The 21,266-nt window shown below is 47.7% G+C and carries 27 protein-coding genes; 9 read left to right on the top strand and 18 right to left on the bottom strand.

Translation table 11 applies throughout. The features are described 5' to 3' along the window. A partial coding sequence (locus tag AJE_RS13925; protein WP_008950654.1) for an IS1182 family transposase occupies nt 1-1,359 on the bottom strand: 1,359 nt, incomplete at its 3' end. A 299-nt stretch (nt 1,360-1,658) separates the two neighbouring features. Here AJE_RS13925 and AJE_RS13920 point away from each other — a divergent pair. The 7 genes from AJE_RS13920 (at nt 1,659) to AJE_RS13890 (ending at nt 8,887) form a co-directional block, all read left to right on the top strand. After that, a complete protein-coding gene (locus AJE_RS13920) occupies nt 1,659-3,206 on the top strand; it encodes a sensor domain-containing diguanylate cyclase (RefSeq protein ID WP_008951378.1) in 1,548 nt (515 codons plus the stop codon). 29 nt (nt 3,207-3,235) lie between these two features. Next, on the top strand, nt 3,236-4,594 hold the full coding sequence (gene ppnN, locus AJE_RS13915; protein WP_008951377.1) for a nucleotide 5'-monophosphate nucleosidase PpnN: 1,359 nt from the start codon (nt 3,236-3,238) through the stop codon (nt 4,592-4,594). 2 nt (nt 4,595-4,596) lie between these two features. Next, the gene (gene xni, locus AJE_RS13910) at nt 4,597-5,403 is read left to right on the top strand and encodes a flap endonuclease Xni (protein ID WP_008951376.1); all 807 of its coding nucleotides are present in this window, start codon (nt 4,597-4,599) and stop codon (nt 5,401-5,403) included. Then, nucleotides 5,403-5,810 carry a DUF3192 domain-containing protein gene (locus AJE_RS13905; RefSeq protein WP_008951375.1) on the top strand — a complete coding sequence of 136 codons (408 nt, stop codon included), beginning with the start codon at nt 5,403-5,405 and terminating at the stop codon, nt 5,808-5,810. Before xni ends, AJE_RS13905 begins: the two co-directional genes overlap by 1 nt. Beyond that, complete coding sequence (locus AJE_RS13900; RefSeq protein WP_008951374.1) at nt 5,791-7,431, top strand: hypothetical protein; 1,641 nt, start codon at nt 5,791-5,793, stop codon at nt 7,429-7,431. Before AJE_RS13905 ends, AJE_RS13900 begins: the two co-directional genes overlap by 20 nt. A gap of 157 nt (nt 7,432-7,588) precedes the next feature. Then, a complete protein-coding gene (locus AJE_RS13895; protein WP_008951373.1) occupies nt 7,589-8,596 on the top strand; it encodes an isocitrate dehydrogenase in 1,008 nt (335 codons plus the stop codon). Nucleotides 8,597-8,665: 69 nt separating this feature from the next. After that, a complete protein-coding gene (locus tag AJE_RS13890; RefSeq protein WP_008951372.1) occupies nt 8,666-8,887 on the top strand; it encodes a VF530 family protein in 222 nt (73 codons plus the stop codon). Nucleotides 8,888-8,932: 45 nt separating this feature from the next. Here AJE_RS13890 and AJE_RS13885 read toward each other — a convergent pair whose 3' ends face one another. The 11 genes from AJE_RS13885 to AJE_RS18485 form a co-directional block, all read right to left on the bottom strand. Then, on the bottom strand, nt 8,933-10,165 hold the full coding sequence (locus tag AJE_RS13885; RefSeq protein ID WP_008951371.1) for an alpha/beta hydrolase: 1,233 nt from the start codon (nt 10,163-10,165) through the stop codon (nt 8,933-8,935). Nucleotides 10,166-10,333: 168 nt separating this feature from the next. Further along, complete coding sequence (locus AJE_RS13880; RefSeq protein ID WP_008951370.1) at nt 10,334-11,458, bottom strand: serine hydrolase domain-containing protein; 1,125 nt, start codon at nt 11,456-11,458, stop codon at nt 10,334-10,336. Nucleotides 11,459-11,488: 30 nt separating this feature from the next. Next, complete coding sequence (gene bla / locus AJE_RS13875; RefSeq protein ID WP_008951369.1) at nt 11,489-12,421, bottom strand: class A beta-lactamase; 933 nt, start codon at nt 12,419-12,421, stop codon at nt 11,489-11,491. Between the two features lie 121 nt (nt 12,422-12,542). Beyond that, on the bottom strand, nt 12,543-12,977 hold the full coding sequence (locus tag AJE_RS13870) for a hypothetical protein (protein ID WP_237709364.1): 435 nt from the start codon (nt 12,975-12,977) through the stop codon (nt 12,543-12,545). Further along, nucleotides 12,941-13,369: a VOC family protein gene (locus tag AJE_RS13865; protein WP_008951367.1), complete on the bottom strand. Its 429-nt coding sequence runs from the start codon at nt 13,367-13,369 to the stop codon at nt 12,941-12,943. The genes AJE_RS13870 and AJE_RS13865 overlap by 37 nt, the downstream gene beginning before the upstream one ends. Nucleotides 13,370-13,485: 116 nt before the next feature. Then, the gene (locus AJE_RS13860) at nt 13,486-13,941 is read right to left on the bottom strand and encodes a hypothetical protein (RefSeq protein ID WP_008951366.1); all 456 of its coding nucleotides are present in this window, start codon (nt 13,939-13,941) and stop codon (nt 13,486-13,488) included. A gap of 297 nt (nt 13,942-14,238) precedes the next feature. Continuing rightward, on the bottom strand, nt 14,239-14,475 hold the full coding sequence (locus AJE_RS13855; protein WP_008951365.1) for a hypothetical protein: 237 nt from the start codon (nt 14,473-14,475) through the stop codon (nt 14,239-14,241). 117 nt (nt 14,476-14,592) lie between these two features. Further along, nucleotides 14,593-14,838, bottom strand: coding sequence for a lysozyme inhibitor LprI family protein (locus tag AJE_RS18910; RefSeq protein WP_083835117.1), 246 nt, complete (start codon nt 14,836-14,838; stop codon nt 14,593-14,595). Next, complete coding sequence (locus AJE_RS13850; RefSeq protein ID WP_008951364.1) at nt 14,835-15,299, bottom strand: hypothetical protein; 465 nt, start codon at nt 15,297-15,299, stop codon at nt 14,835-14,837. The genes AJE_RS18910 and AJE_RS13850 overlap by 4 nt, the downstream gene beginning before the upstream one ends. A gap of 399 nt (nt 15,300-15,698) precedes the next feature. Then, a complete protein-coding gene (locus AJE_RS13845; protein WP_008951363.1) occupies nt 15,699-16,190 on the bottom strand; it encodes a hypothetical protein in 492 nt (163 codons plus the stop codon). Nucleotides 16,191-16,340: 150 nt separating this feature from the next. Continuing rightward, the gene (locus AJE_RS18485) at nt 16,341-16,718 is read right to left on the bottom strand and encodes a hypothetical protein (RefSeq protein WP_138984244.1); all 378 of its coding nucleotides are present in this window, start codon (nt 16,716-16,718) and stop codon (nt 16,341-16,343) included. 363 nt (nt 16,719-17,081) lie between these two features. Between AJE_RS18485 and AJE_RS13835 the strand changes: the two genes are divergently transcribed. Then, nucleotides 17,082-17,324, top strand: a complete 243-nt coding sequence (locus AJE_RS13835; RefSeq protein ID WP_008951361.1) for a type II toxin-antitoxin system ParD family antitoxin — start codon at nt 17,082-17,084, stop codon at nt 17,322-17,324. After that, the gene (locus AJE_RS13830) at nt 17,321-17,620 is read left to right on the top strand and encodes a type II toxin-antitoxin system RelE/ParE family toxin (protein WP_008951360.1); all 300 of its coding nucleotides are present in this window, start codon (nt 17,321-17,323) and stop codon (nt 17,618-17,620) included. The genes AJE_RS13835 and AJE_RS13830 overlap by 4 nt, the downstream gene beginning before the upstream one ends. A gap of 76 nt (nt 17,621-17,696) precedes the next feature. On the opposite strand, the gene AJE_RS13825 is transcribed toward AJE_RS13830, so the two are convergent. The 6 genes from AJE_RS13825 to AJE_RS13800 form a co-directional block, all read right to left on the bottom strand. Further along, nucleotides 17,697-17,969: a hypothetical protein gene (locus tag AJE_RS13825; RefSeq protein WP_008951359.1), complete on the bottom strand. Its 273-nt coding sequence runs from the start codon at nt 17,967-17,969 to the stop codon at nt 17,697-17,699. Between the two features lie 108 nt (nt 17,970-18,077). After that, complete coding sequence (locus AJE_RS13820; RefSeq protein WP_008951358.1) at nt 18,078-18,866, bottom strand: DUF2071 domain-containing protein; 789 nt, start codon at nt 18,864-18,866, stop codon at nt 18,078-18,080. A gap of 96 nt (nt 18,867-18,962) precedes the next feature. Further along, nucleotides 18,963-19,253 carry a hypothetical protein gene (locus tag AJE_RS13815; protein WP_008951357.1) on the bottom strand — a complete coding sequence of 97 codons (291 nt, stop codon included), beginning with the start codon at nt 19,251-19,253 and terminating at the stop codon, nt 18,963-18,965. Nucleotides 19,254-19,377: 124 nt separating this feature from the next. Then, entirely contained in the window at nt 19,378-19,686 is a 309-nt protein-coding gene (locus tag AJE_RS13810) for a hypothetical protein (RefSeq protein WP_008951356.1), read from the bottom strand. A gap of 99 nt (nt 19,687-19,785) precedes the next feature. Beyond that, the gene (locus AJE_RS13805; protein ID WP_008951355.1) at nt 19,786-20,247 is read right to left on the bottom strand and encodes a hypothetical protein; all 462 of its coding nucleotides are present in this window, start codon (nt 20,245-20,247) and stop codon (nt 19,786-19,788) included. 306 nt (nt 20,248-20,553) lie between these two features. Next, nucleotides 20,554-21,252 (bottom strand): IS91 family transposase, encoded by a 699-nt coding sequence (locus AJE_RS13800; protein ID WP_083835116.1) that lies wholly within the window; start codon nt 21,250-21,252, stop codon nt 20,554-20,556. Between the last annotated feature and the right edge of the window lie 14 nt (nt 21,253-21,266).

The raw sequence follows: 21,266 nt of genomic DNA, 5'->3' as shown, positions 1-21,266 counted from the left end.
ATAAAAAAGCGATAAAAAGGCCAGCAAGGCCATTTTCTTGATGTTTTGCGCTACCGCCGCCAGTAAACACTGCATCTGCACTTTCGCCAGACCACGGAACCGTGCATAGCGATGGCCATGATGCTGTTTTGCGTCTGCGAAGCTGCGTTCAACCGTCTCTTTTCGTCGGTTGTAAATCTTCTTACCCCACGACAGCAGCCGCAAACCACTCACATGCTCTTTATCCTCTTCCCAGACATGCCGGGTTATCGTTTTCTTATACTGCTTGTTCTTCGTGCAGTCCTGACGTAGCGGGCAATCCTGACACACTTTAGGGTTAGATTGATAATGCCGGTAGCCCTGACGGTCTGTCGTGCTGTAAGTCAGGATTTCACCTTGGGGGCAACGATAGGTATCGGTTGTTTTATCGTAGGTAAATTGCTTCTTCTTAATCGGATTAGCGGTGACATTGGGACGACGGTAGGCAATAACCGGTGCAATTTGCCGCTCCCGGATTAAATGGCAAAGCGGTGCAGTAAAGTAGCCCGCATCCAAACCAACGGCTATCGGACTAAACTTAAAGCGCTCAAGCTGACGGTCTAATCTGGCCAGATAGGGCTGGCTATCATGCACATTCCCCGGCGTCACGAAGGTATCCGTGATGATGCCGTGGCGGCCATCCACGGTGCGATGGTCAAGGTAGAAGAAGCCCTGTGGTTTGCCTTCCCGCGTCATAAAGCCACTGTCAGGGTCGGTTGTGCTGACCTTTTGATTTTTGGTTTCGGGCTCCTTCGAGTCATCTTGCTTCAGTGGCGCTTTGCCATGGGCTAACCGGTCCTCTTCAACCGCCTTGTTGAGCTCAGCGATATACGCCGATGCACTGACCGCCACCTCTTTGTTCACCGCCTTGCGCTTATTGGCATTGGCTTTTAAATGTGTGCTGTCAGTGTAAAGCGTGTGACCACCAATCAGACGCTGCTCATACGCCTGTTCAACTATCCGGTCGAAGATACGCTGAAACACATCCGTGCCGTTAAAACGACGAATACGATTCTGGCTCAGCGTGGAGGCATCAGGCACTTTCTCGGTTAATCCCATCCGCAAAAACCAGCGATAAGCCACATTAACCTGAATTTCCTGTACCAGACGACGCTCACTGGGAATGCCAAACAGATAGCCGAGGATCATCATCTTAAACAAACGGACAGGGTCAATCGGCGGACGGCCATTATCTTTGCAGTAGAGATGTTCGACTTCAGCACGAATGAACTCGAAATCAATGGCGGCATCGACCTTGCGAACCAAATGGTTCTTCGGTACCAGCTCTTCGAGCGTGACCATTTCTAACTGATATTGTTGAGGAGAGGGAGTTTTGAGCATGATGGTTAGCCTTCAAATCAACTAACCTTATTAGATCAAAGTCCTGGATCGGCGTCCAGGACTTTGTCAGCAGTCTGAAAACAGCGCCAATGGCGCTGTTTTTCTTATCTACGTTAAGCTGACGTTATTTCGCACTCCTCATCAGATTAATAACCTCATCAACAGCAACCAACGCAACCGACCGCCAGATAATTTAGATGCGATACTGCCTTGCGCTGACAGCAGGAACAACTATCGTATTAATATCAAGCAAGATATACTGCAGTATCAGCAGCTGTTGTCGGGAAAGCAGAATTCAGATGAATATGTCAGAGCAAGATCTGAAACAACAACTTAGTGAAGCCATTAGCGCACGTAAAGCTCTGGAATATACCTACGAAAAGCAATTTAAACTCCTGGCACAATTTGTCCATCGCTTATCCTTTCTAAGTAAAGGTGTAGACCTTGAATTGGACAACCGCTTGGCAAAGCTCCGAGTTGAATTAGGCCGCAATGCGGATCTGGAGAAGTTGCTGCCGTTTATTGACGAGACCAGCGACCATATCAAACACCTTGAGCAACGTCAGCAACAAGCGCTGCGGCAAGTACAATCTGAATTAACTCAGGCAGGACGCTTATTACAACAACAAAAGGGGCTGCCTGATCAACTGCGCAGAGATCTCCGGCAACTGCTGAGCCAGCTTGAGCAACCGGCGCCGACTATCCATACTTATTTACCGCACCTCACTCAACTGACACAACTGTACCAGCACACTCTGGCTACCAGACAACAATCGGAGCAGCAGGACCTTGAACCACAACGCCTGGCGCATCTGTGTCGCCAGATCACCCATGATTTAACTAATTTACTCAGCGAACTGTCTTTTAGTGGCAACAGTGCAACCGAGATTGCCGAGCTGAAAAGTAGCCTGTTAACACAGTTATCAATAGAAGCGTTACTGGACGCCTGTATCCGTACTATTCAGATTATTGTTCGGGGCATTAATCAGGAACGTCTGTCAGCTGAAAACTTTTTATTACGCCTGAATGATGCACTGGCCAGTGTGCAACAAGCTGTTGAGTCTTCCCTACAAAACTCCGGACATTTGGCGGCTAAGCTGGCGCAGCTTAATCAGAAAATCGAGGCCCAAATTGACCATTTAGGCACACAAAGCCAGCAGGCCGAATCACTTGAGCAACTAAAACAACTGGTTGTCTCACGCATGACCGAGCTAACACAATCATTACAGGAACGTGAAGCTCTCGAGCAGCAACAACGTACCCAGATCCAGCAAATCCTCTCGGCGCTGGAGCAAAAAGTCAAAGAGCTGGAGCAAGAAGCCCAAGGTTTCAGGCAACGCATCGCCGAACAAAACTTTCGGAGTTTGCGAGACAGCCTCACCGGAATCGCTAACCGGGCGGCTTATGACGAGCGTCTGCAGTTAGAATTTAAACGCTGGCAACGCTTTGGCACACCTTTGTGCATTGTATTAGCTGACGTTGATCACTTTAAAACTATAAACGACAACTATGGCCATAGCGCTGGGGATAAAACCTTAAAAGTTATCGCAAAAACCTTACAACAAGCCATCAGGAAAACCGACTTTATCGCCCGCTATGGTGGCGAGGAATTTGTTATTCTGTTACCCGATACCGAACTGAGCAACCTGGCAGAGCCCTTGAATCTGATCCGGGAAAAAATTAAAACGATACCCTTTAAGTTCAAAAATAAAAGTGTCCCTATCACCATATCCTTAGGTGCAACCCAACTTAAGCATGGGGACTCGTTACAAACTGCGTTTGAACGAGCAGATCAGGCACTTTATCAAGCCAAAAAGGCTGGCCGGGATCGGGTAGTTACCCGTTGACTATCGGCCAAAATAACAGGAGCAAGCTGATGCAAGTGCATTTAAACCCTCTCGGGGCCATGGATTTACTCTCACAACTGGAAGTCGAACGCCTGCAACAGAATACTGAACGGGAGACCTTTCAGCTATTTAGAAATTGTGCACTGGCCGTACTAAACGTTGGCAGTGAAACGGACAGTTCAGCAGAAATCTATGAGCAGTATCAGGATTTTTCCATCAACTTACTCAGCCGCGAACGTGGTATCAAAATTGAGTTGAACAATCCACCAGCCAGTGCCTTTGTCGATGGCCAAATTATCAAAGGTATTCATGAGCATCTGTTTGCCGTGCTACGGGATATTTTGTTTTATCATACGCGCCACAGCGCTGCGGCTAATCCGTTAGATTTAAACAACGCCGCTCATCTAACCCATAGCGTATTCGACATTTTGCGTAATGCCCGTGCCATAGATGCGACATGTGAGCCAAACATGATCGTATGCTGGGGCGGCCACTCTATTAAAGAAATCGAATACGATTATACAAAAGAGGTTGGCTATCAACTGGGCTTGCGTGGTCTGAACATCTGTACCGGTTGCGGCCCTGGCGCCATGAAAGGTCCGATGAAAGGTGCCACTATCGGCCATAGCAAACAACGGATCCGTAACGGTCGTTACCTGGGCCTTACTGAGCCAAGTATCATCGCTGCCGAACCGCCGAACCCCATTGTCAACGAGTTGGTGATCCTGCCGGATATTGAAAAACGGCTGGAAGCCTTTGTCCGGGTGGCGCACGGTATCATTATTTTCCCAGGTGGCGTCGGCACCGCTGAAGAACTGTTATACCTGCTGGGGATTATGCTGGATGAGCGCAATCAGGCACAGCAGTTACCAGTGATCCTAACCGGTCCGGCTAGTAGTGCGGCCTACTTTACTGAAATCGCCCACTTTGTGGAGCAAACGCTGGGTAAAGCCGCTTTAGATCTGTTCGAAATCATTATCGACGATCCGGCAGCCGTAGCGAAGCGGTTAAAAACCGGCTGTCAGGAGGTGCGAACCTATCGCAAGACGGTCGGTGATGCCTATCACTTTAACTGGACCTTGCAAATCCAGCCGGAATTTCAGCAACCCTTTATCCCAAATCATCAGAATATGGCCGCACTGGACTTGCACCTGGATCAAGATAAAGCCAGACTGGCGGCAAACTTACGCCGGGCATTTTCTGGTATCGTCGCTGGTAATGTAAAAGATGAGGGTATCCGGGCTATCCGTCAACATGGTCCCTTTGTGCTCAGTGGTGAACCGCGGCTGATGCAAATGATGGATAAATTGCTTCAGGCATTTGTAGAACAAGGGCGTATGAAATTGCCAGGTAGCAAATATGAGCCCTGTTATCGGATCGAGCGTTAAAAATGGCACGGGTGGTACTGATTGATGCATTAAACTTGATCCGCCGCTTATATGCGGTGCAGGAGAGACCATACCTGCCGTTAGCGGAAGAAATTGCAGAAACCACCCGACAACAAATCATCAGTAATACTCGCCAGGTTCTGAGCCAAGCGCTGAAAAGGCTACGCCAAGATTTACAACCAAGCCATGCGCTGCTGGTCTTTGACGGTGGACATAGCAGCTGGCGACAACAACTATGTCCACTGTACAAGGCTAATCGCAAACCTATGCCGGCTATTTTGGCCGCCGCTTTACCTTTGCTCATGGAAGATACCGAACAGCACGGTATGCGGTGTTTTCTTCAGGCTGAATTTGAAGCTGATGATGTTATTGCCACTATTGCCAACAAAGTCAGGCTACACCAGCAGGAAGCCATTATCGTTTCTACTGATAAAGGCTACTTACCACTGCTAACGCAAGGCGTCCTGATCTATGACGCCTTTGCCCGCCATTTTATTGATGCCAATCAGGTCACGCAAAAATTCGGCGTTGCGCCTGATAAGTTACTTAGCTGGTGGGCTTTGGTGGGCGACAGCACCAATAATATCCCAGGCGTGAGCGGTGTCGGCCCCAAAAGTGCGGAAGAACTGATGCAATTGGGTGCCAGTTTAAATCAGGCATTACTACATCCGGATTGTCCTAAAAAACTAAAGCAAAAAATCCTCGACCAAAAGCACGATATTTTAATTTACACTCAAGTACTGGCATTACAAACCAATTTAGAATTGGGGTTAAATTTGCAAGATATCAGATTGCCGGAGCCAACTTGATGAAAATATTCAAACTGCTGCTATTACTGCTCACGGGCATCCTGCTGTACCTGCTGGTAACGTATCTGGTAGTCCGCTTTTACCCTGATGACCCGTCAAAAATGAATTGGATGGATCGCGAAGCTTTTAATGCTCGCTTCATCGCCCGACTTCAGGACCAAGCCCCGGTGCAACAGGAGCATCTTATTAGCCGCCTGGGAAGCCCGGATATTACCGAGGCTTTTCGCCACCAAGATCAAGTATATCAATTGCTGTATTACCGCACCCATCGCAAAGCAGCCGATGGCATCACCACCACAGACGAATGCACTGCACTCCTGTTTATTGAGCGACAGTTAGCAGCAATTGGTGAAGAGGCCGTGCGTCAGTATCGGGCGAAAAAGTCTGATGTCCCCGATCTCCGTTAACTGGCTACGCGCTTACCAACAACTGCAACGCCTGTCGCAATTACTGGCTCAGGCCCAGGATGCAGCTGCGCTGCAGAGTTGTATTAAACTTACCTTTGAACTCAATACTGAGCTGCAACAGCTTGCAACGCAACAACTTGGCGCAGCTATGGCGCAATTAGCCATACTACCTGCCGACCTGGCTTTAGCGCCGTCCAGAGCACTGAAAAGTTGGGTCTTGTTAACCTTATGGAGCAAATTGAAACACTGGCCTGCCGCACGTCGTGATGCCATCGCAGTGTCAGCCCTGTTGGCTGGCTGTAGTGACGAAGCACATAAGATCCCTGCAGCGTTACGCCTGGCCGCCAAACTTAAAAAGCTCCACATCGGCGGTTTAACAACTAATCTGCTGGCAGGTTGCTATCACACAACTCAAAAACGCCGCCCTTGGCAAGTACACCACGATAGTCCTCTGCTGACATTAGCCTTACAACTGGGCCAACAATTACAACAGTCTGAGCAACTGGGTAAAGCGCTGGATCAGATTGTTGTTGAGCTCATCCTGCATTCGACAGATGAAACCGTACTCGCCGAGCTCAACCAACTCGTGCAGCTGGGGCCTGCTCTGTTTTATTGCGGCCGCCTGGCGCTAGACAGCGTGGGACGTCACTGGTTGATTTTTCAGCGCGATGCCCATGACTGCCTGGCCCTGCAATATTGGCCTGAACAGCAACGCTTTGCTACTGAAGGACACCGACTCGCTGTCACTGAGCTGCAGCTGTTAGCACCAGCCCGATTATTACCACAACACTGGCTGGATCGCATACAAATCCAAGCCTTACCCAATCGAGCAATCCCAACACCGAAAGACCTGCTAGAGCATTCTCTTTTGCAGAAACTCGATTATCAGGATCTGGACGCTCAAGTGAGGTTACTGGAAAAGCAACCGATTTTGGTGCAGTACTTGCTGGACAACGCCAGTAATAGCAACAGAAAACAGACCTTAGTTAACCGCATACGTCATGCGCTGGCTATTTTTGGGCAGAACCAGCTGCCGCTGGCTGTTGCCCATGCCGAGCTAATGCAGTATTTACAGCTGCAAGCTAATAGTCAGCACCCCTTTTTATCTGCCTTGCAAGAGGTGTTCAAACAGAGCCTATTGTTGCTCGGCCACTTTCTACCTCAGCCAATCAACTCGCAGCAGGCTGGGGTTATCGCCGCTTGCTGCAGTGCACCTCTTTGGCACCACCCTAGTCTTAACGCTGTGCCTGTTAGTCGCAGCACCGCACAATGTTGGTTACTACCCGAATTAGCACAGCAATACTTGCTAGAACCAGTTCGCAGCCAACGGCTCAGCGCTGCCTTACTGCAGCATTATCAACTGCCTCTTTGGGCAGAGGCAGTATTGCAGCAATATCGACCGGCAGAATTGCCCCACACCAATACACGGGAGCATTACGGCCTGGTATTGCGCCTGTGTTGGCAGTTAACATTTAGTCTTTACCTTTACCCGGTAAGTCAAACGGTAACGGCCACTCTGCTCCAGCGCGTCACACCGGTATTACAGCTACCCCCTCAAACCCTGGCAGAATGGCAACAACAGCTGGTAACGCTGGCAGAACCTGTCTGTCCGTTAGACTAAGTCGCACTATTCATTAAATGAATAATGCTTATTAATGATTTGACTAGTCAGACTGACCGCCAAACTGGCTTGCAGGCCACGATTTTGCTATAATCCTGCCGTTCAGCGCCAGCCAGCCTGGCCATAAATTAAAAAAATGTTGCAGCTAAGGATCCCCATGAGTAAGCAAACGATTACCGTCATCAAAGGTGATGGCATTGGCCCAAGTATTGTTGAAGCCGCCATTCAGGTATTAGAGAAGGCCGGTTGTGATTTTAACTACGAGTATGTCGATGCCGGTTTAACCGCACTGGAAAAAACCGGTGAGTTATTACCACAGGCGACACTGGATGCGATTGCCCGCAATAAAATCACCTTAAAAGGCCCGTTAACTACGCCGGTAGGCGAAGGTTTTACCTCAATTAACGTTACGCTGCGCAAAAAATTCAACCTGTACGCCAACGTACGGCCGGTAATTTCCTTTAAAGGCACCAAGGCGCGTTACGAGAATATCGACATTATCACCATCCGGGAAAATACCGAGGGGATGTACTCAGGTCACGGTCAGACCCTGTCAGAAGACGGTCAAACGGCGATGGCGTCCAGCATTGTCACCAAAGAAGGTGCACGCCGCATCGCCGAATTTGCCTTTGAAACGGCCCGCCGTGAAAAGCGCAAAAAAGTCACCATAGTACACAAGGCGAATATCCTGAAATCGACCTCAGGTTTATTCCTGAAAACGGCGCTCGAAGTGGCACAGCAGTATCCGGATATCGAAGCCCAGGAAATGATCGTTGATAATACCTGTATGCAGCTGGTGATGAACCCGCAGCAGTTTGATGTTATCGTGACAACCAATCTGTTCGGCGATATTTTATCCGATCTTTGCGCTGGCTTAGTCGGTGGCTTAGGTATGGCACCGGGCGCCAATATCGGCAAAGATTGTGCTATTTTTGAAGCTGTGCACGGCAGTGCGCCAGATATCGCCGGTAAAAATCTGGCTAACCCCAGCTCAGTGATCCTGGCGTCAATTCAGATGCTGGAATATCTGGAAATGAAAGATAAAGCCGAGAAAATCCTGACCGCACTGCGGGATGTGATTGCCTCCGGCGACCGCACTACCCGCGATCTGGGCGGCAGCTTCGGTACCACCGACTTTACCCAGGCCGTATTAGAGCGGCTGTAACAGCGCTTTGGTAATACCACCTGAACTGTTAAGATAGCCACCTTGAGTGGCTATTTTTTTGGAACGAATATGACCCAGGCCAATAATCCGCTACACGGCATAACACTGGAACAGATTGTCACGGCACTGGCCGCACACTATGGTTGGGATGGCTTAGCCCGACAGATTGATCTAAATTGCTTTAAAAAAGATCCCTCGGTAAAAAGCAGCCTGAAATTTCTGCGTAAAACCCCCTGGGCGCGGGAAAAAGTCGAAGCCCTGTTTATTGCCACTAAGCTGCAAGCTAAATAGTTCGCGCCGCTCCGCAATCAAACCCGGCCCCCTGGCCCGTCCGACTCAGCGTTGGCCCTGTGGCGCCAAGCCTTGTTCAGCAAGAAACCTCGCCGTAATCGTCAATCGGGCCTGATTACCCAGCGAGTTTGCTGCCAGTTGATTATAAACATGGCTGGCAAAAGGTAACCGCACCAATTCAATATCGACACCCGCCAGTCGGGCATAATCGGCAAAGCGGTACACTGACCATGCCGGAACCAGCCCATCTTGCTCAGGCGCGATGATGAGCGTCGCCGGAGCCAGCGCTGAAAGGTAGCTATACGAGCTGACACTCTGTACCCGCTCAGGATACTGGTAAGGATCACCGCCCAGATAGCCACGAAGCAGCATCTTTGGCTCAAAGCCGGGAACCGCAAAGCCATGCTCATAGATTGCAAGCGGATCGACAGCCGGATACTGCACGATCACCGCCTGTGGCACAGGCAACTCGTCGCCACACGGCGAACGCAGCCGCCCCTGCGCCGCCGCATAGGCATAATTAATCGCCAGATTGCCTCCTGCCGAGTCACCAAGTAGCGCCAGCCGTTCGATATTGCCGCCAAAACCGGCTGCATGCTGTGCGACCCAGGCGGCGGCACAACTAATATCCTGCGCGGCCAGATCCCAGGTTGCCAAATTTTGCTGCCACAAACGATAGTCAACGCTAAACACCAGCCAACCGCGATCGGCGAACCAGCGTAGATCGGCATCGGTTTCGATATTGGAACCAGTCATAAAGCCGCCACCATGAATATAGAGCATAACAGGAGCCTTGTTGTGCTCTGCTTTTGCCTGATAAATAGCAACCCGCAATTGCTGGCCATCGCGCTCTGACAACAGCCTGCTCTGATCAGGCCCGGTTGTTTGCATTGGCTTTAACCACAAAGCGGAAACCAGGTTCACCGAACCACCGGCCGCATAGGTTGCCGCCACTATCCGGGCGACAATATAGCCGCAGCCGGCAGAAGATAACAGCGCAGCAGTCAAGGCCAGAATGCCGGCGCGTCGTGCACCAAAGCGATAGCCAAAGCTACTTAATACTATGCATATCAGGCTCAGCAACAGCAGTTGCGGCCCAAAGGTTGTCCAGAGCGCTGCACTGACGGCTGCATGCAGACTAGCCGTTGGATCACGCCAGGTTCCTATCACTACCAGCAAAACCACGGCTGACAGGCCTAATGACAACAAGGCAACCAGCTGCCACAACCAGCGTCTGCCTGTGGCTGAACCAGCCACAGTGTTAGCGGCGTCTGTCATCGTAGATTTATCCTCCTGCAGATGCTAAGTATCAGTGTGAGATCATAAGTGGCGCCATTGCTATCAGTAGCGTCATACCGTAATGTTTTTTAACGCTAGTCGCTATTTCTGCCTCGGTTATTCTATCCATCAAACCTGTGCTCCTGTTAAAGCGTAAAACTTGTCGACTTAAATATCAGTGAAAGGTGCAGCCTGACTAAGCAGAATTGGTAGCATATGCTCTCTGCTTAGCCGATGATGGGTAGCATTAGCATATTTGTTGTTATGCGCATTAAGTAGCAGCACCAGCAGTAAATCCCGTTCGGGTATAAACTGGATCAGGGCAGTGTAGCCATAGTCAGTGCTGCCGCCCATCTGGATAATCACTTCGTCGCCGCTGCTTGTCTGCGCCAGGCTACCGAGCAGCCAGCGTTCATTTGCCGGGCTAAATACCAAATTAGGTGCCCCGGCAGCAAAGAGACTGCCTTGTTTAAGGGCCATCGACCAGCGCTGCAAATCATCGATGGAGCTAACCATCCCCCCGGCCCCCACCAGTGCCCAGGTAAGACCTTTTTCATAGGTGGTGCTACCCTGCGCATCACCACCGTAACCGCGGGCAAGGTTAGCCTGCGCCAGCCGGCGATCCTGATAAAAACCGGTGTTATCTAACTGGAGTGGTGTTAGCAGCTGCTGCTGAATATAGGTTTGAAACGGCTGCCCGCTTACTGTTTCAACAATAGCCGCTAACAAGGTATAGCCAGCGTTAGAGTAAGCAACTTTTTCACCCGGCCTGGCAAGCAGCGGTAATGCTAAGATACGGGCTTCGGCTTGCGCCTTGTCCATTACCTCAAAGTCAGAATCGTTATGGAAATTATCTAAACCGCTACTATGCCCTAGCAGTTGTTGGATAGTAATGGGCTTTAAGGCATCAGGCGCCGTGGGGTAATAGTGTGCAAGGGTATCAGACAAGCTAAGCTGCCCGCTCTGCGCCAGCTGCAACACCGCCGCTGCGGTAAAGGTTTTTGCGATAGAGCCCATATCGGAGATCACGGCCGACTGATTTGCGATAACTCCGCCCCGATCAGCGCAGCCATAGGCAGTTTTAAAAACCACCTGTTCGCCCTGCACAACCAATATCAGGCCATCGAAAGTACCGGCCAGATGCTCACGCTGCAATTCAGCAGCCAGCGCCGTGATCACAGGATCGCCGGCCTGAATAATAGGAGTAACAGTGCGGCACACAGGAATGCTGCTACAGCCCGCCTGCATACTGACAATAAGCAGCAAGCTGCCCCACCCTACAAAGTACCGCATACACACTCCTGCTTAGTTTGGTATAGCAAGCTAGGCCAAAGCCCACTCAGCGGCGATCCGGCCCACATCAGCCAGAACAGCCTGATGTCGATCTTCAATTTGCCCGGTATATTCGCCACTATCAAAATACGCCGCGATAATAATTGGGCTGCGACCCGGCGGAAAGGTAATGGCGATATCATTATATTTATTGGTCGTGCCCTCGGTCCGCCCGGTTCCGGTTTTATTACCGCTACGCCAGGTGGCAGGAAGGCCGGCACGCAGCCGTTTCGAGCCAGTATTGGTGCTTTCCATCCATTGCAGCAGGCGCTGTCGCGAGTCTTGTTGCAGCAGCTCACCGCAGGTTATCCGCTGCACCAGCTGCGCCATCGCCCGCGGCGTTGTGGTATCACGCAGATCTGCCGACAGTACTAAGCCAAGATCAGGTTCATAGCGATCAAGCCGGGTGATATTGTCGCCCATTTCGCGAAACTTAGCGGTAACCATAGCGGGGCCCCCCAAGCGTTTCACCATCAGATTGGCGGCAACGCCATCGCTGAACTGCTGGGCGGCTTGCAACAAAGCTATGATAGTCATACCACCTTTGGCCAGATGCTCACGCGTTACCGGTGCCCAGGGTAACAGGTCAGCTTCAGAGTATGGCAACATTTCGTCCAGATCTAGCCTGCCCTGATCCGCCTCGCGCAAATAGGCCGCGGCGAGTGCCAGCTTAAAGGTTGAGCACATAGCAAAGTATTCATCCATGCGATTACCGCTAACTTCGCCGGTTGCGGTATCAAGCAAGCATACACCCAGCCGGGCATGGCCTACTTCAAGCGCCTGTAACCTTTGGGCAGCATCAAAACGGCGGGAAGGCAGGCCGGTGGCGGAGACATTGGCGGCAGTCGTAGCCGCCATTGCCGGTATAGCCAGCAAGGTTGTTGAGGCGGCGCAGCTAAGTAGAAAATCTCGTCTGGTGAGCATCTGGTTTCTTCTCTAGCGGGTTATGAAGTGATATTGGCTGCAGCAATCATGCTGAAACCATGCCAGGCATGACCGCAAAAACGTTAACGCGATATTTTGGTTTTGGGAACACCAAAACCAATTATTGTGGTCGTTGATACCCACCTACGAACAAAAATGCATTACTAATCTCGATGAAATGTTGCGTGGTGACAAGCCCTGCTTCCAAATCTTGCTTCAGAAACTCAGTTGCATTTTCACTAAATATTTTAATGTTGTCAGCACCACCAGCTTTGTACTGCCTGACGAAATCAATGCAGGCATCAGATTTTGTCGTTTGTTGCTCAAGACAGCGTGTTGCCACTGTTGCTAAAGCCTCGATATCGTGTCGGAGTACATCCCAGTCAACGGCATTTTTCGTTTTATGAGAACAGGCAGTCAATGCAACGATTAAAAAGACAGCCAGGGATAATTTAAAACTTTTTTTCAACTTTCCTCCAAGAATAAACTGCGCGCTGTTGTGACAATAACAGCCGATGGTTAGGCATCTTGCTCCGGCAGGAGCTGCGGATTCCAAACAACCTCCCACAAATGGCCATCAAGATCCTGAAAATAGCCAGCGTAACCGCCCCAAAACGTTACCGCTGCAGGTTTAACAATGTTGGCGCCTGCATGTTCAGCTTGCACCATGACAGCATCAACCTCGGCTTTAGACATCACATTGTGCCCGATAGAAAATGCTGTTGCACTCTGACGTTGCAGTGGTAATCCCGAGTCATGCGCAAGGCTCTGTCTCGGCCAAAGTGCCAGTTTAAGACCAGCACTGAGATCGAAAAACGCAACAGCCCCATACTCGAATTCCTTTCCAACAATGCCTGCTGTCGGCAACCCGAGACCGTCGCGGTAAAACCTGACCGCGTTCTCCAGGTTATCTACGCCGAGTGTGATAACAGAAATCCGAGGCTTCAAAGCTTTAGTCTCCATACTGCATAATGTAACGCCAGGGCAACAGAGTACAGACGGAATTTTTCGTGGTCATCACCACAAAAAAACCGACAGAACAGCGCCCGTGCATAAGCCGGTTATTAAGCCTTGAAGGCGATAGAAAGCAGCTCATTGAGCACCTTAAGCAAGTTTTTTAGCCATTTCGGTAACCACTTGCCGAGCAGGTCTTCCAAACTGTCTTTTCCCGTTTTTGCATCTTCTGCAGCGTCCAGGTTTGCTTCGTCGGTAAGGAGGAACGTGTGGTCACTCGGAAGATTGGCGTTAATATAGCGCAGCTCATATCCGAGTGCCGCTACTGAAACAGGGTCAAGCCTTGACGCCGCATAGGACACAGCTGTCTGTGCCTGCACAGACACTAAGTTTGCAATGGTTAAGTCGGCTGAAATTTGCAAATCGTCGGTGCCGGATTTATTACGCTGCTGAAGGCTATGTATTGCATAATTAAGTAATCTACCGGCCCCCTCTATCAGCCGCAAGTATTCTGCCGTAATATTGATATTTGGTGGAGCCGTTGTTGTTTGCGCAGTTGTGGCCACGTTGTGTTCCTCCTTCCAATCAACACATTAGTTTCAATAACTATAGATATTTTTACAGATTTACTCTAATGCCTGGTTAGCGACACGCTATTTGCGTAATGCCATACCTCAGATTGAAATAAAGCGCCCCAATACAATACAGCCAGGATGGGCAAGTGCGGCTACAACACCACATATTGCCGCCACCCTGTATTTATTAGCAGCAGAATGCCTCTTTATCCGGAATGTCTAATCACAAATTAGACGGTTCACTGAATTTGCACAGTGCCATACGGCAACGTTTTACGCAAAAAATGATTAATCCTCACGCATTGCGATCTTTGGGTTAAACACCAGCACTGCAAGCCAAATCCCCAGCGAGAGCGCGCGTTGGAGGCAAAAGAACGTTGCAAAGAATACCGCATACTGCGATAAAGCGCTGCCGCTGTAAAACGGCAGCGAATATTCCGCTGTTTTGAATAGCAGCAATGTAGCAATAAAACCGAGGAAAGAGGTGATAGACATAAACCACCACTTGCGCTCCAACCAAGACATAATTAGCTCCTGCTATTTTATAAAGTAACGGATACTAATATTGTAGCGCTGGATAAAGGCGATATCGTCTGTTCTGAGATAAAACCATTAAAATCCATTTAAATCGCTTTATAAAAATTAAAGTGATGTGTCGGGCTCCGGTAAGATAGCTGGCGTGCCATCCATATAGCTTAGGAAGTTTTTCCAGATGTCATGACTTCTTTGCTTAGTTAACTGCGTTTTGCAAGAAAATGCCATAACACCGCGAATTGAACCGTCGCGCCATTGCATGTAGACCGAATTGCAATGAGATAACCGATAAGCCTGCCAGTTCGCAACTAACCATCTGAGTTGCCCCCAGCAGCGAGTAATACGCCTTATCAAACGCCTTCCTTAACCGCCTCGATTTGCGAAATATCTGCTACCCGGATATGAGTCTGAAAGTAATATTTACCTGACGGTTGGCGCTGAGCATTGATAAAGTCAATTCTGACGCGTTGTGCATCCCCTTTTACCCGTATTGTTTTACCGATAAAAAACTCTTCCGGCGTCACACCGTACTGCGCTTTTAATAACGGGATAATATTGGGGTGCAAAGCAACTGTGACGTTGCGTTGGTCACGATAGTCGAGTTCTGTATTCAGATACACAACAGGGCCTTGTTTGCCGGCGGCTTTAATATTTAATACATATTCGCCCGTCACTCCCACTGGCGCAGAGGCAGCCGCATGTCTGATAATCTCCATGGTATCTGATGCTGTAACAGCGTGCCCAGTCGCAGGTTGGTTAGAGGTGACACTGCAGCCAGTCAGCATGAAAACACCAGCTAAAACTACCCATTTCATTTTTACGTCCTTATAAAGATTTATTATTTGATGTCAGCAGCACGGTCTCGCCGCGGGTTGTCGGCGACACGACGCAATCGGCTTATTTTGAAGCAAGCGACTTGAGCCATTTGCCAGGAGTTTACTACATGCAATGCTCTGATATATTTTAAATATATTTTAGGTAAGTTGGTGTTTCTTTACCAGACACCAATCTAAATAATCCAGGAATAGCGTCGTTAGCAAATAGTTCAAATTCAGCAATTTTTACCACTGTATCTAACATCGTTCCGCGCGAGCAATTTTCAATACTAATTTCGAGTTTAAGTACCTTTGATATTCCTGGTGCTCCGCGCCTGCATGCGAACGTGTTAGAGTGAGGTCTCAGACCTTGAGTGATGCATCTTGTTAAAGGCAATATTAAGAAAAGCCATATTTCTTAACCGCAGTTTTTTTATTTTGAAGAAAATCGCAAAATATATCTGTCATCTCCTGAATAGATTCTGGAGAGGTGTTTGCGAACAGTTCATGGTCACCATCTTTGTAGCACGATGAAAAGCCTTCATCTAGCGACCCACTCACCTCAATATAATTTCCTTGCCCAAACGCTAAGATGACAAAAGATATATCAGTCCAGTCATTCGATTTCACGAGTATTTCGATAATTTCTAAAGTCGGGCTCTCGCAGACCAATTTGGTTCTATCACTGTCACCTGAAAAAATATACAAACCGGGCTTTTGTATCAGTTCATCATCAACAACCCCTGGGGAGAGTTCAATATCCATTCCGTCAATTATTGCGGCTTCTCTCTCTACCTTGTCTTGAACCATTCTCATTATAGTAATGTAGACAACATAGCATAAGAAAAGCAGTGTCCCTATGATGAAAACGCCGAATAAAACTGGGTGCATAAATGGCCCTCTATCGCTTTCTACACGCGTAGCTTTGCAATGAAGGCGAAGCCGCGGTGAAAAAACTTTCCTGACTAGTCTTGTTAAAGCGCACTTGCAAAATCAACTTTGGATTGGTCTTTTTCCAGACAGGCCTGTGATTCTGTTCCATTATTTTTTCAATGAACGGTAGCGAACACCTGCATCAGTTATATAGGCCTCATGATTCAGCTGCAAGGCAATTGGACACAACATCAAGGTTTTTACAAGCTCCTCGGCTTGATCAGGTGAATTCGGCACTTCACCAAAATAAGTAAGTGCAAGTTCTGCGCATTTATCATAAACCTTACTTAAAGCCGCACGACATTCTTGCTCAGAGACTGTCGAATTACCAAGCTCTTTCACTCTCTTGCAAGTGTGGTCGTTAATTACATCATCAGTATAAAACTCTTCAATCGTAGCTTTTGTGGTATAAATCTCATTACTCCAACTATAACCGCTAACGAAAAAAAATAATGTAATAAGTAATCTAAGATATCTTGATGTCATCAATGTTCCCCAATAAATAGCACACGAGCGATAACAACTCGCAAATATGGATTTCCCCGATAACAACTGGCAACGCTGACAGAAGCCTTCCACCCTAAATTTCATTTGAATCACGCCCGTTAAGGTGAATGAAAGCTAGCCCGCTCAACGTCAACTCTTTAAGTGTTTTCTGTCGAATGCTGTCATAGTAGTCTCTCAACTGCATCCAAACCTCTTGAAAGTTAACGCCCAGATTTGCTGCGCAACGGGTTGACGTCGCAGCCAACGTTTTTTGCTGGCGATAAAATTTGTTTGTTATGCGTCTTGCTCACAATCCCACTCAATACCATAATTAGGTATCTTTTGGTATCCGGAGAACTACACATGGCCAAGAACACAAGTATTACTATTGGAGAACACTTTGAGAGCTTTATTGCAAGCCAGATCCAAAGTGGGCGTTACGGCTCAGCGAGTGAAGTCATTCGCTCAGCGCTACGCTTACTCGAAAACCAAGAAACCAAACTTAACTCACTGCGTCAACTACTTGTCGAAGGCGAACAGAGCGGTGACGCAGAATATGACCTCGATAGTTTTATCAATGAACTTGATAGTAAAAACTTTCGATGAAGCCATTTAATCTCACCGTTGCTGCTAAAACTGATTTGCGAGATATCGCATTATTTACCGAGCGTCGCTGGGGAAAAGAGCAACGAAATATCTATTTAAAACAATTTGATGATTCATTTTGGCTTTTAGCAGAAAACCCCTACATCGGTAAAACATGCGATGATATCAGAATCGGATATCGTAAATTCCCTCAAGGTAGCTACATCATCTTTTATCAACAGATCGGCAGCCAACAAATTAAAATCATCCGTATTCTTAATAAAAGTATGGATGTTAATCCGATACTTGGCGCATAAGGCCCGCCACAAACGCGAGCAACTTGTTGCGAGTCGCCCAGCGGGCGCGTTTTTGATGGCGATTGTTATAAGCAGCCTACTTGATAACTTTTATAGATTTAACGCCACTAACATCAATAATGACAACTCTTGTAGTTTTTATGTCATACACTATTTCATATGGTCCATCAGCTTCTGTATATAAACCATAATGCTGTTCCAGTTCATCTGCTACAGCACTTAGTCCATCAGCAAAACCTGTCCCATGTCCAAATTTAAATTTGTCTTCTAGTACAACTGGCAACACAACAAAGCATGCTGAAGTCGTAATAAAAAAGCCAGCAAGGAAACCAATAATATATTTTTTCATCGCATTACCAAAAAGTTAGGGCTTATAACGCAGCCAGCACACGCGGCTTTGTAGTGAAGGCGAAGCCGCAACGAAAAAGACGTCGCCGTGCCTGGCCTTGTTAAATTTTCACCCTATAACGGTAGGTGGCAAATAGATGGTAAATTCATTTATTGGCTCTATTAACACGCTATAAGGGGCGCTTTGCTCTAGTTCCTTAACTATACCCAAATCAGACAAAAGCCTGAAATTAGCCGACTTTAGTTTGGCTGGTTTAACCTCCAGCTCTTTGTGCCACACCCGATATGTACCTAGCTTGTTGTCTCTTCGATAATAAAAGCCAGCAAGAGGGTGTGTAAGATAAACTAATGCTGACTCAACATCAGGGAATCCAGGAAAATCTAGTTCGTCAGATTCTGATTGTACCAATTCAACTGAAGCCTCAGCCCAACTGGATGATGTTTCCATCCGGTACTTTTCATACAATCCGGTTGATTCGTTCAGGGAGCAATCAAAGCTTATCCTTCCTGCATGCCATGGCAAATTCCATAGGTATCTAGGAACCATCAAAGTCCACGAATCAAGCGTTGTGCCAAGGAACCATACGCAACGCTCACCAGTTTCAGTATCGATTATATAAATACGATAGTTTGTTTGCCCCATTTTGAATTTCGGGAAGGGGAACACGGCTGAAGTGAAATCAACATCAATAAAAGGCACTACTGATATTAACCCCATATCTTGGCCGTCTATTTCTACAACATCGAGTCGAAATCGGTCTGGGAATATCCCTTTGAACCTATCCGCTGGAACAGCGTAGGTTATGATAGCGAAATGCTTCAGACCACAGAGCACGTCTATACCCTTCGGCTTCGGCCTCTGTACCAGATAGTCTTCTAGCTTCCTCGACTCTTGCATGATGTTTCCTTGAAATTTAACGCCCGCCAAAAACGCGAGCAACTTGTTGCGAATCGAGCCACGCAGTGGCGTTTTGATGGCGTTTGTTAAGCAGCCTCACATCACCCCCAAAGCAACGAATGCAATAAAGCTAAAAAGTTTTGTCACTAGCACCAGTAAAATTAAATCAGGCCATACATTTGCACCTGTAAAGTCTTTAAGCAGATAGAAAAAGGCAATGATCGATAAAATCCAACCTACACCAGGGATTAAAGCAAGAATTGATGAAGCTCCTATACAAATCAAGCCCTCTTTAAAACCGATTTGAACAGTCGTGACTTTACCCGCAATCCATAAAAAGAAACCGCTGACCACGACATCTAAAATAAAGAATAAAACGATTTCCAAACTTCACTCCCTTGTATGCGCGTTGCTTAACGCTTTGCTAATTGGCTGCCGCAGCATAGCGTAGGCAGTCCAGTGGAGGCCACGCTGTTTGTGGCCGGAACGAAATTTAGCAACTTGTTAGCATTTACATTTTCTTTTTTGCATTTTGACTGAAGTAGATAAGTAGTTTATCTAAGCCTTTATCAGAAGTTATTCCTGGAATTGACCAACGTTCCGAATCGGAATAGTAGATCGCGTATTCCGAAGGCAAGCCACATTGAATTGTTATTGGCTCAGCAAACGACGAATCACTATCATCTGACTCATCATATGAAACCCTCCACGCAACAATAGACTCCAGCAAGATTTCTACGATCACACCTTTTGCATTGGTAACCGGTTCAGCTGTGTAAGCTGGTCTAGTATTCTCAATTATTGACACTAACTTTTTCATGAAACTTTCCTTAGTTGATTTCAACGCACAACGCGAGCTAACACAGATATTCGCTTGCACTTTGGGCACTTTACGTTGAACTAGATACTGGTAATCACATTAACCAGACAGAGATTTTAGTTCTGCTTGGATTAGACTTAACTCTCTAAGCAATTTAGTAATTATTGGCTCTAGCTTACTTCTGCAGTCTAAAAATTTGCATGTTTTTTCAAAAAGCTGTTCATCACTGACCTCGCTGAGCTGATCCTTGAATTTTTGAAAAAATGCTTCATGAGCTAATTCATTTCTTATCTGGCTAACTTCCTTAATTGCCGCACTAAGCGCTTTATTATGGCATAGCTTTTTGAATGTACTGTTTAACCTATCAAGCCCAAATGTTTCAATATCTTTTTTACTGTATTCGAAAGCCATAACATTTGAGAAGGAAACTTTAATTTTTATAATCGCGTAAGCAGTTACAATATAGTCTCGAAGTAATGACTCGACAAACTGGTAATTTGTGAACGCACTAAACAAGGATTGTTCATAGTTTGCGTTTAACTCTTGCCTATTCGCCAGCATAAATAGCTCCTCTTGCACAGCTAACGCTTAGATAATAGGCGCCACATCGGCGTTAAAAAAACATCCTGAACTGAGGATGCTACACAAATGCCAGCCAGCGCCTGATTCATCGTCTTGTTGAACTTGCCGTTCTCCTGCCTGTGGGGATCACGCCGTCTGTTCTGTCATTAAAGTCGTTTCACTCTACCCATTTAAACGTTTTTATTACAATACGGCAATCATTATATCTCTAGCTTTTGTACCATAAACTGATTTGCGGCCGCACTTTATCCTCCCGGTTAAAGGCTCAGATCATACCTACCTTATTTAATGCACCATTTTTTTCAGCGCCACCGCGCTCTGTAAAATGCTATCGCATTGTGAACATCGCGGCAGCTCCGCAAACTTACTGATAAACGTTAACCAGTCTAAAGCCGGCGGCTTAATCACCACGGCTTGACCCAAATGCTCTCTAGCCCGGTTCAGCAACGGCAAACAACTTCCATGATACAACCCGTAATAACGCAACATCGGCTTACCTGGCGCCGGCAGGTGCAACAACAAACGCCGGATAAATTCATTTACTGTGCAATACGTCGTTTCGCGCTGTTGTGTCCGATGATTGCGGTACCCAAACCACACATTCCCTTTCCCAACACGGAGTAACTGGCTGTTCTGAAAGGCGCCTCCACTGACATAACGTGCCAGATATTTGGCAACACCATGACCATGCTCATACGGCTTGCAGCAATGCACTACCCAATTTATCCGGCCCAGCTTGTTACACAAGTTTTGCCAGTGTTGCATGCCATCACTGCCCGGTAAGCGCAGTTGCCCTGAGAGCAAAGCCTGTCGAAGTCGTGCCAATAACTTTCCCCGTACCTGTTGCGCCATCACCCGCGCGGGCAGAAAACGCGCTCGTTTGGGCTTACGCCAGCTACCTGCCTCATCCAGGCCTCCATCTGCTATCAGGCAATGGAGATGCGGATGTGTTCGGCGACAATTAGGATGACCGGTTGACGACAATTATCTTGGCCGGT

Source organism: Alishewanella jeotgali KCTC 22429 (assembly GCF_000245735.1).
GTDB classification, from domain to species: Bacteria; Pseudomonadota; Gammaproteobacteria; order Enterobacterales; family Alteromonadaceae; genus Alishewanella; species Alishewanella jeotgali.
Note: the sequence above shows the minus strand (reverse complement) of the source record. Positions and strands in the feature narration are given on the sequence as shown.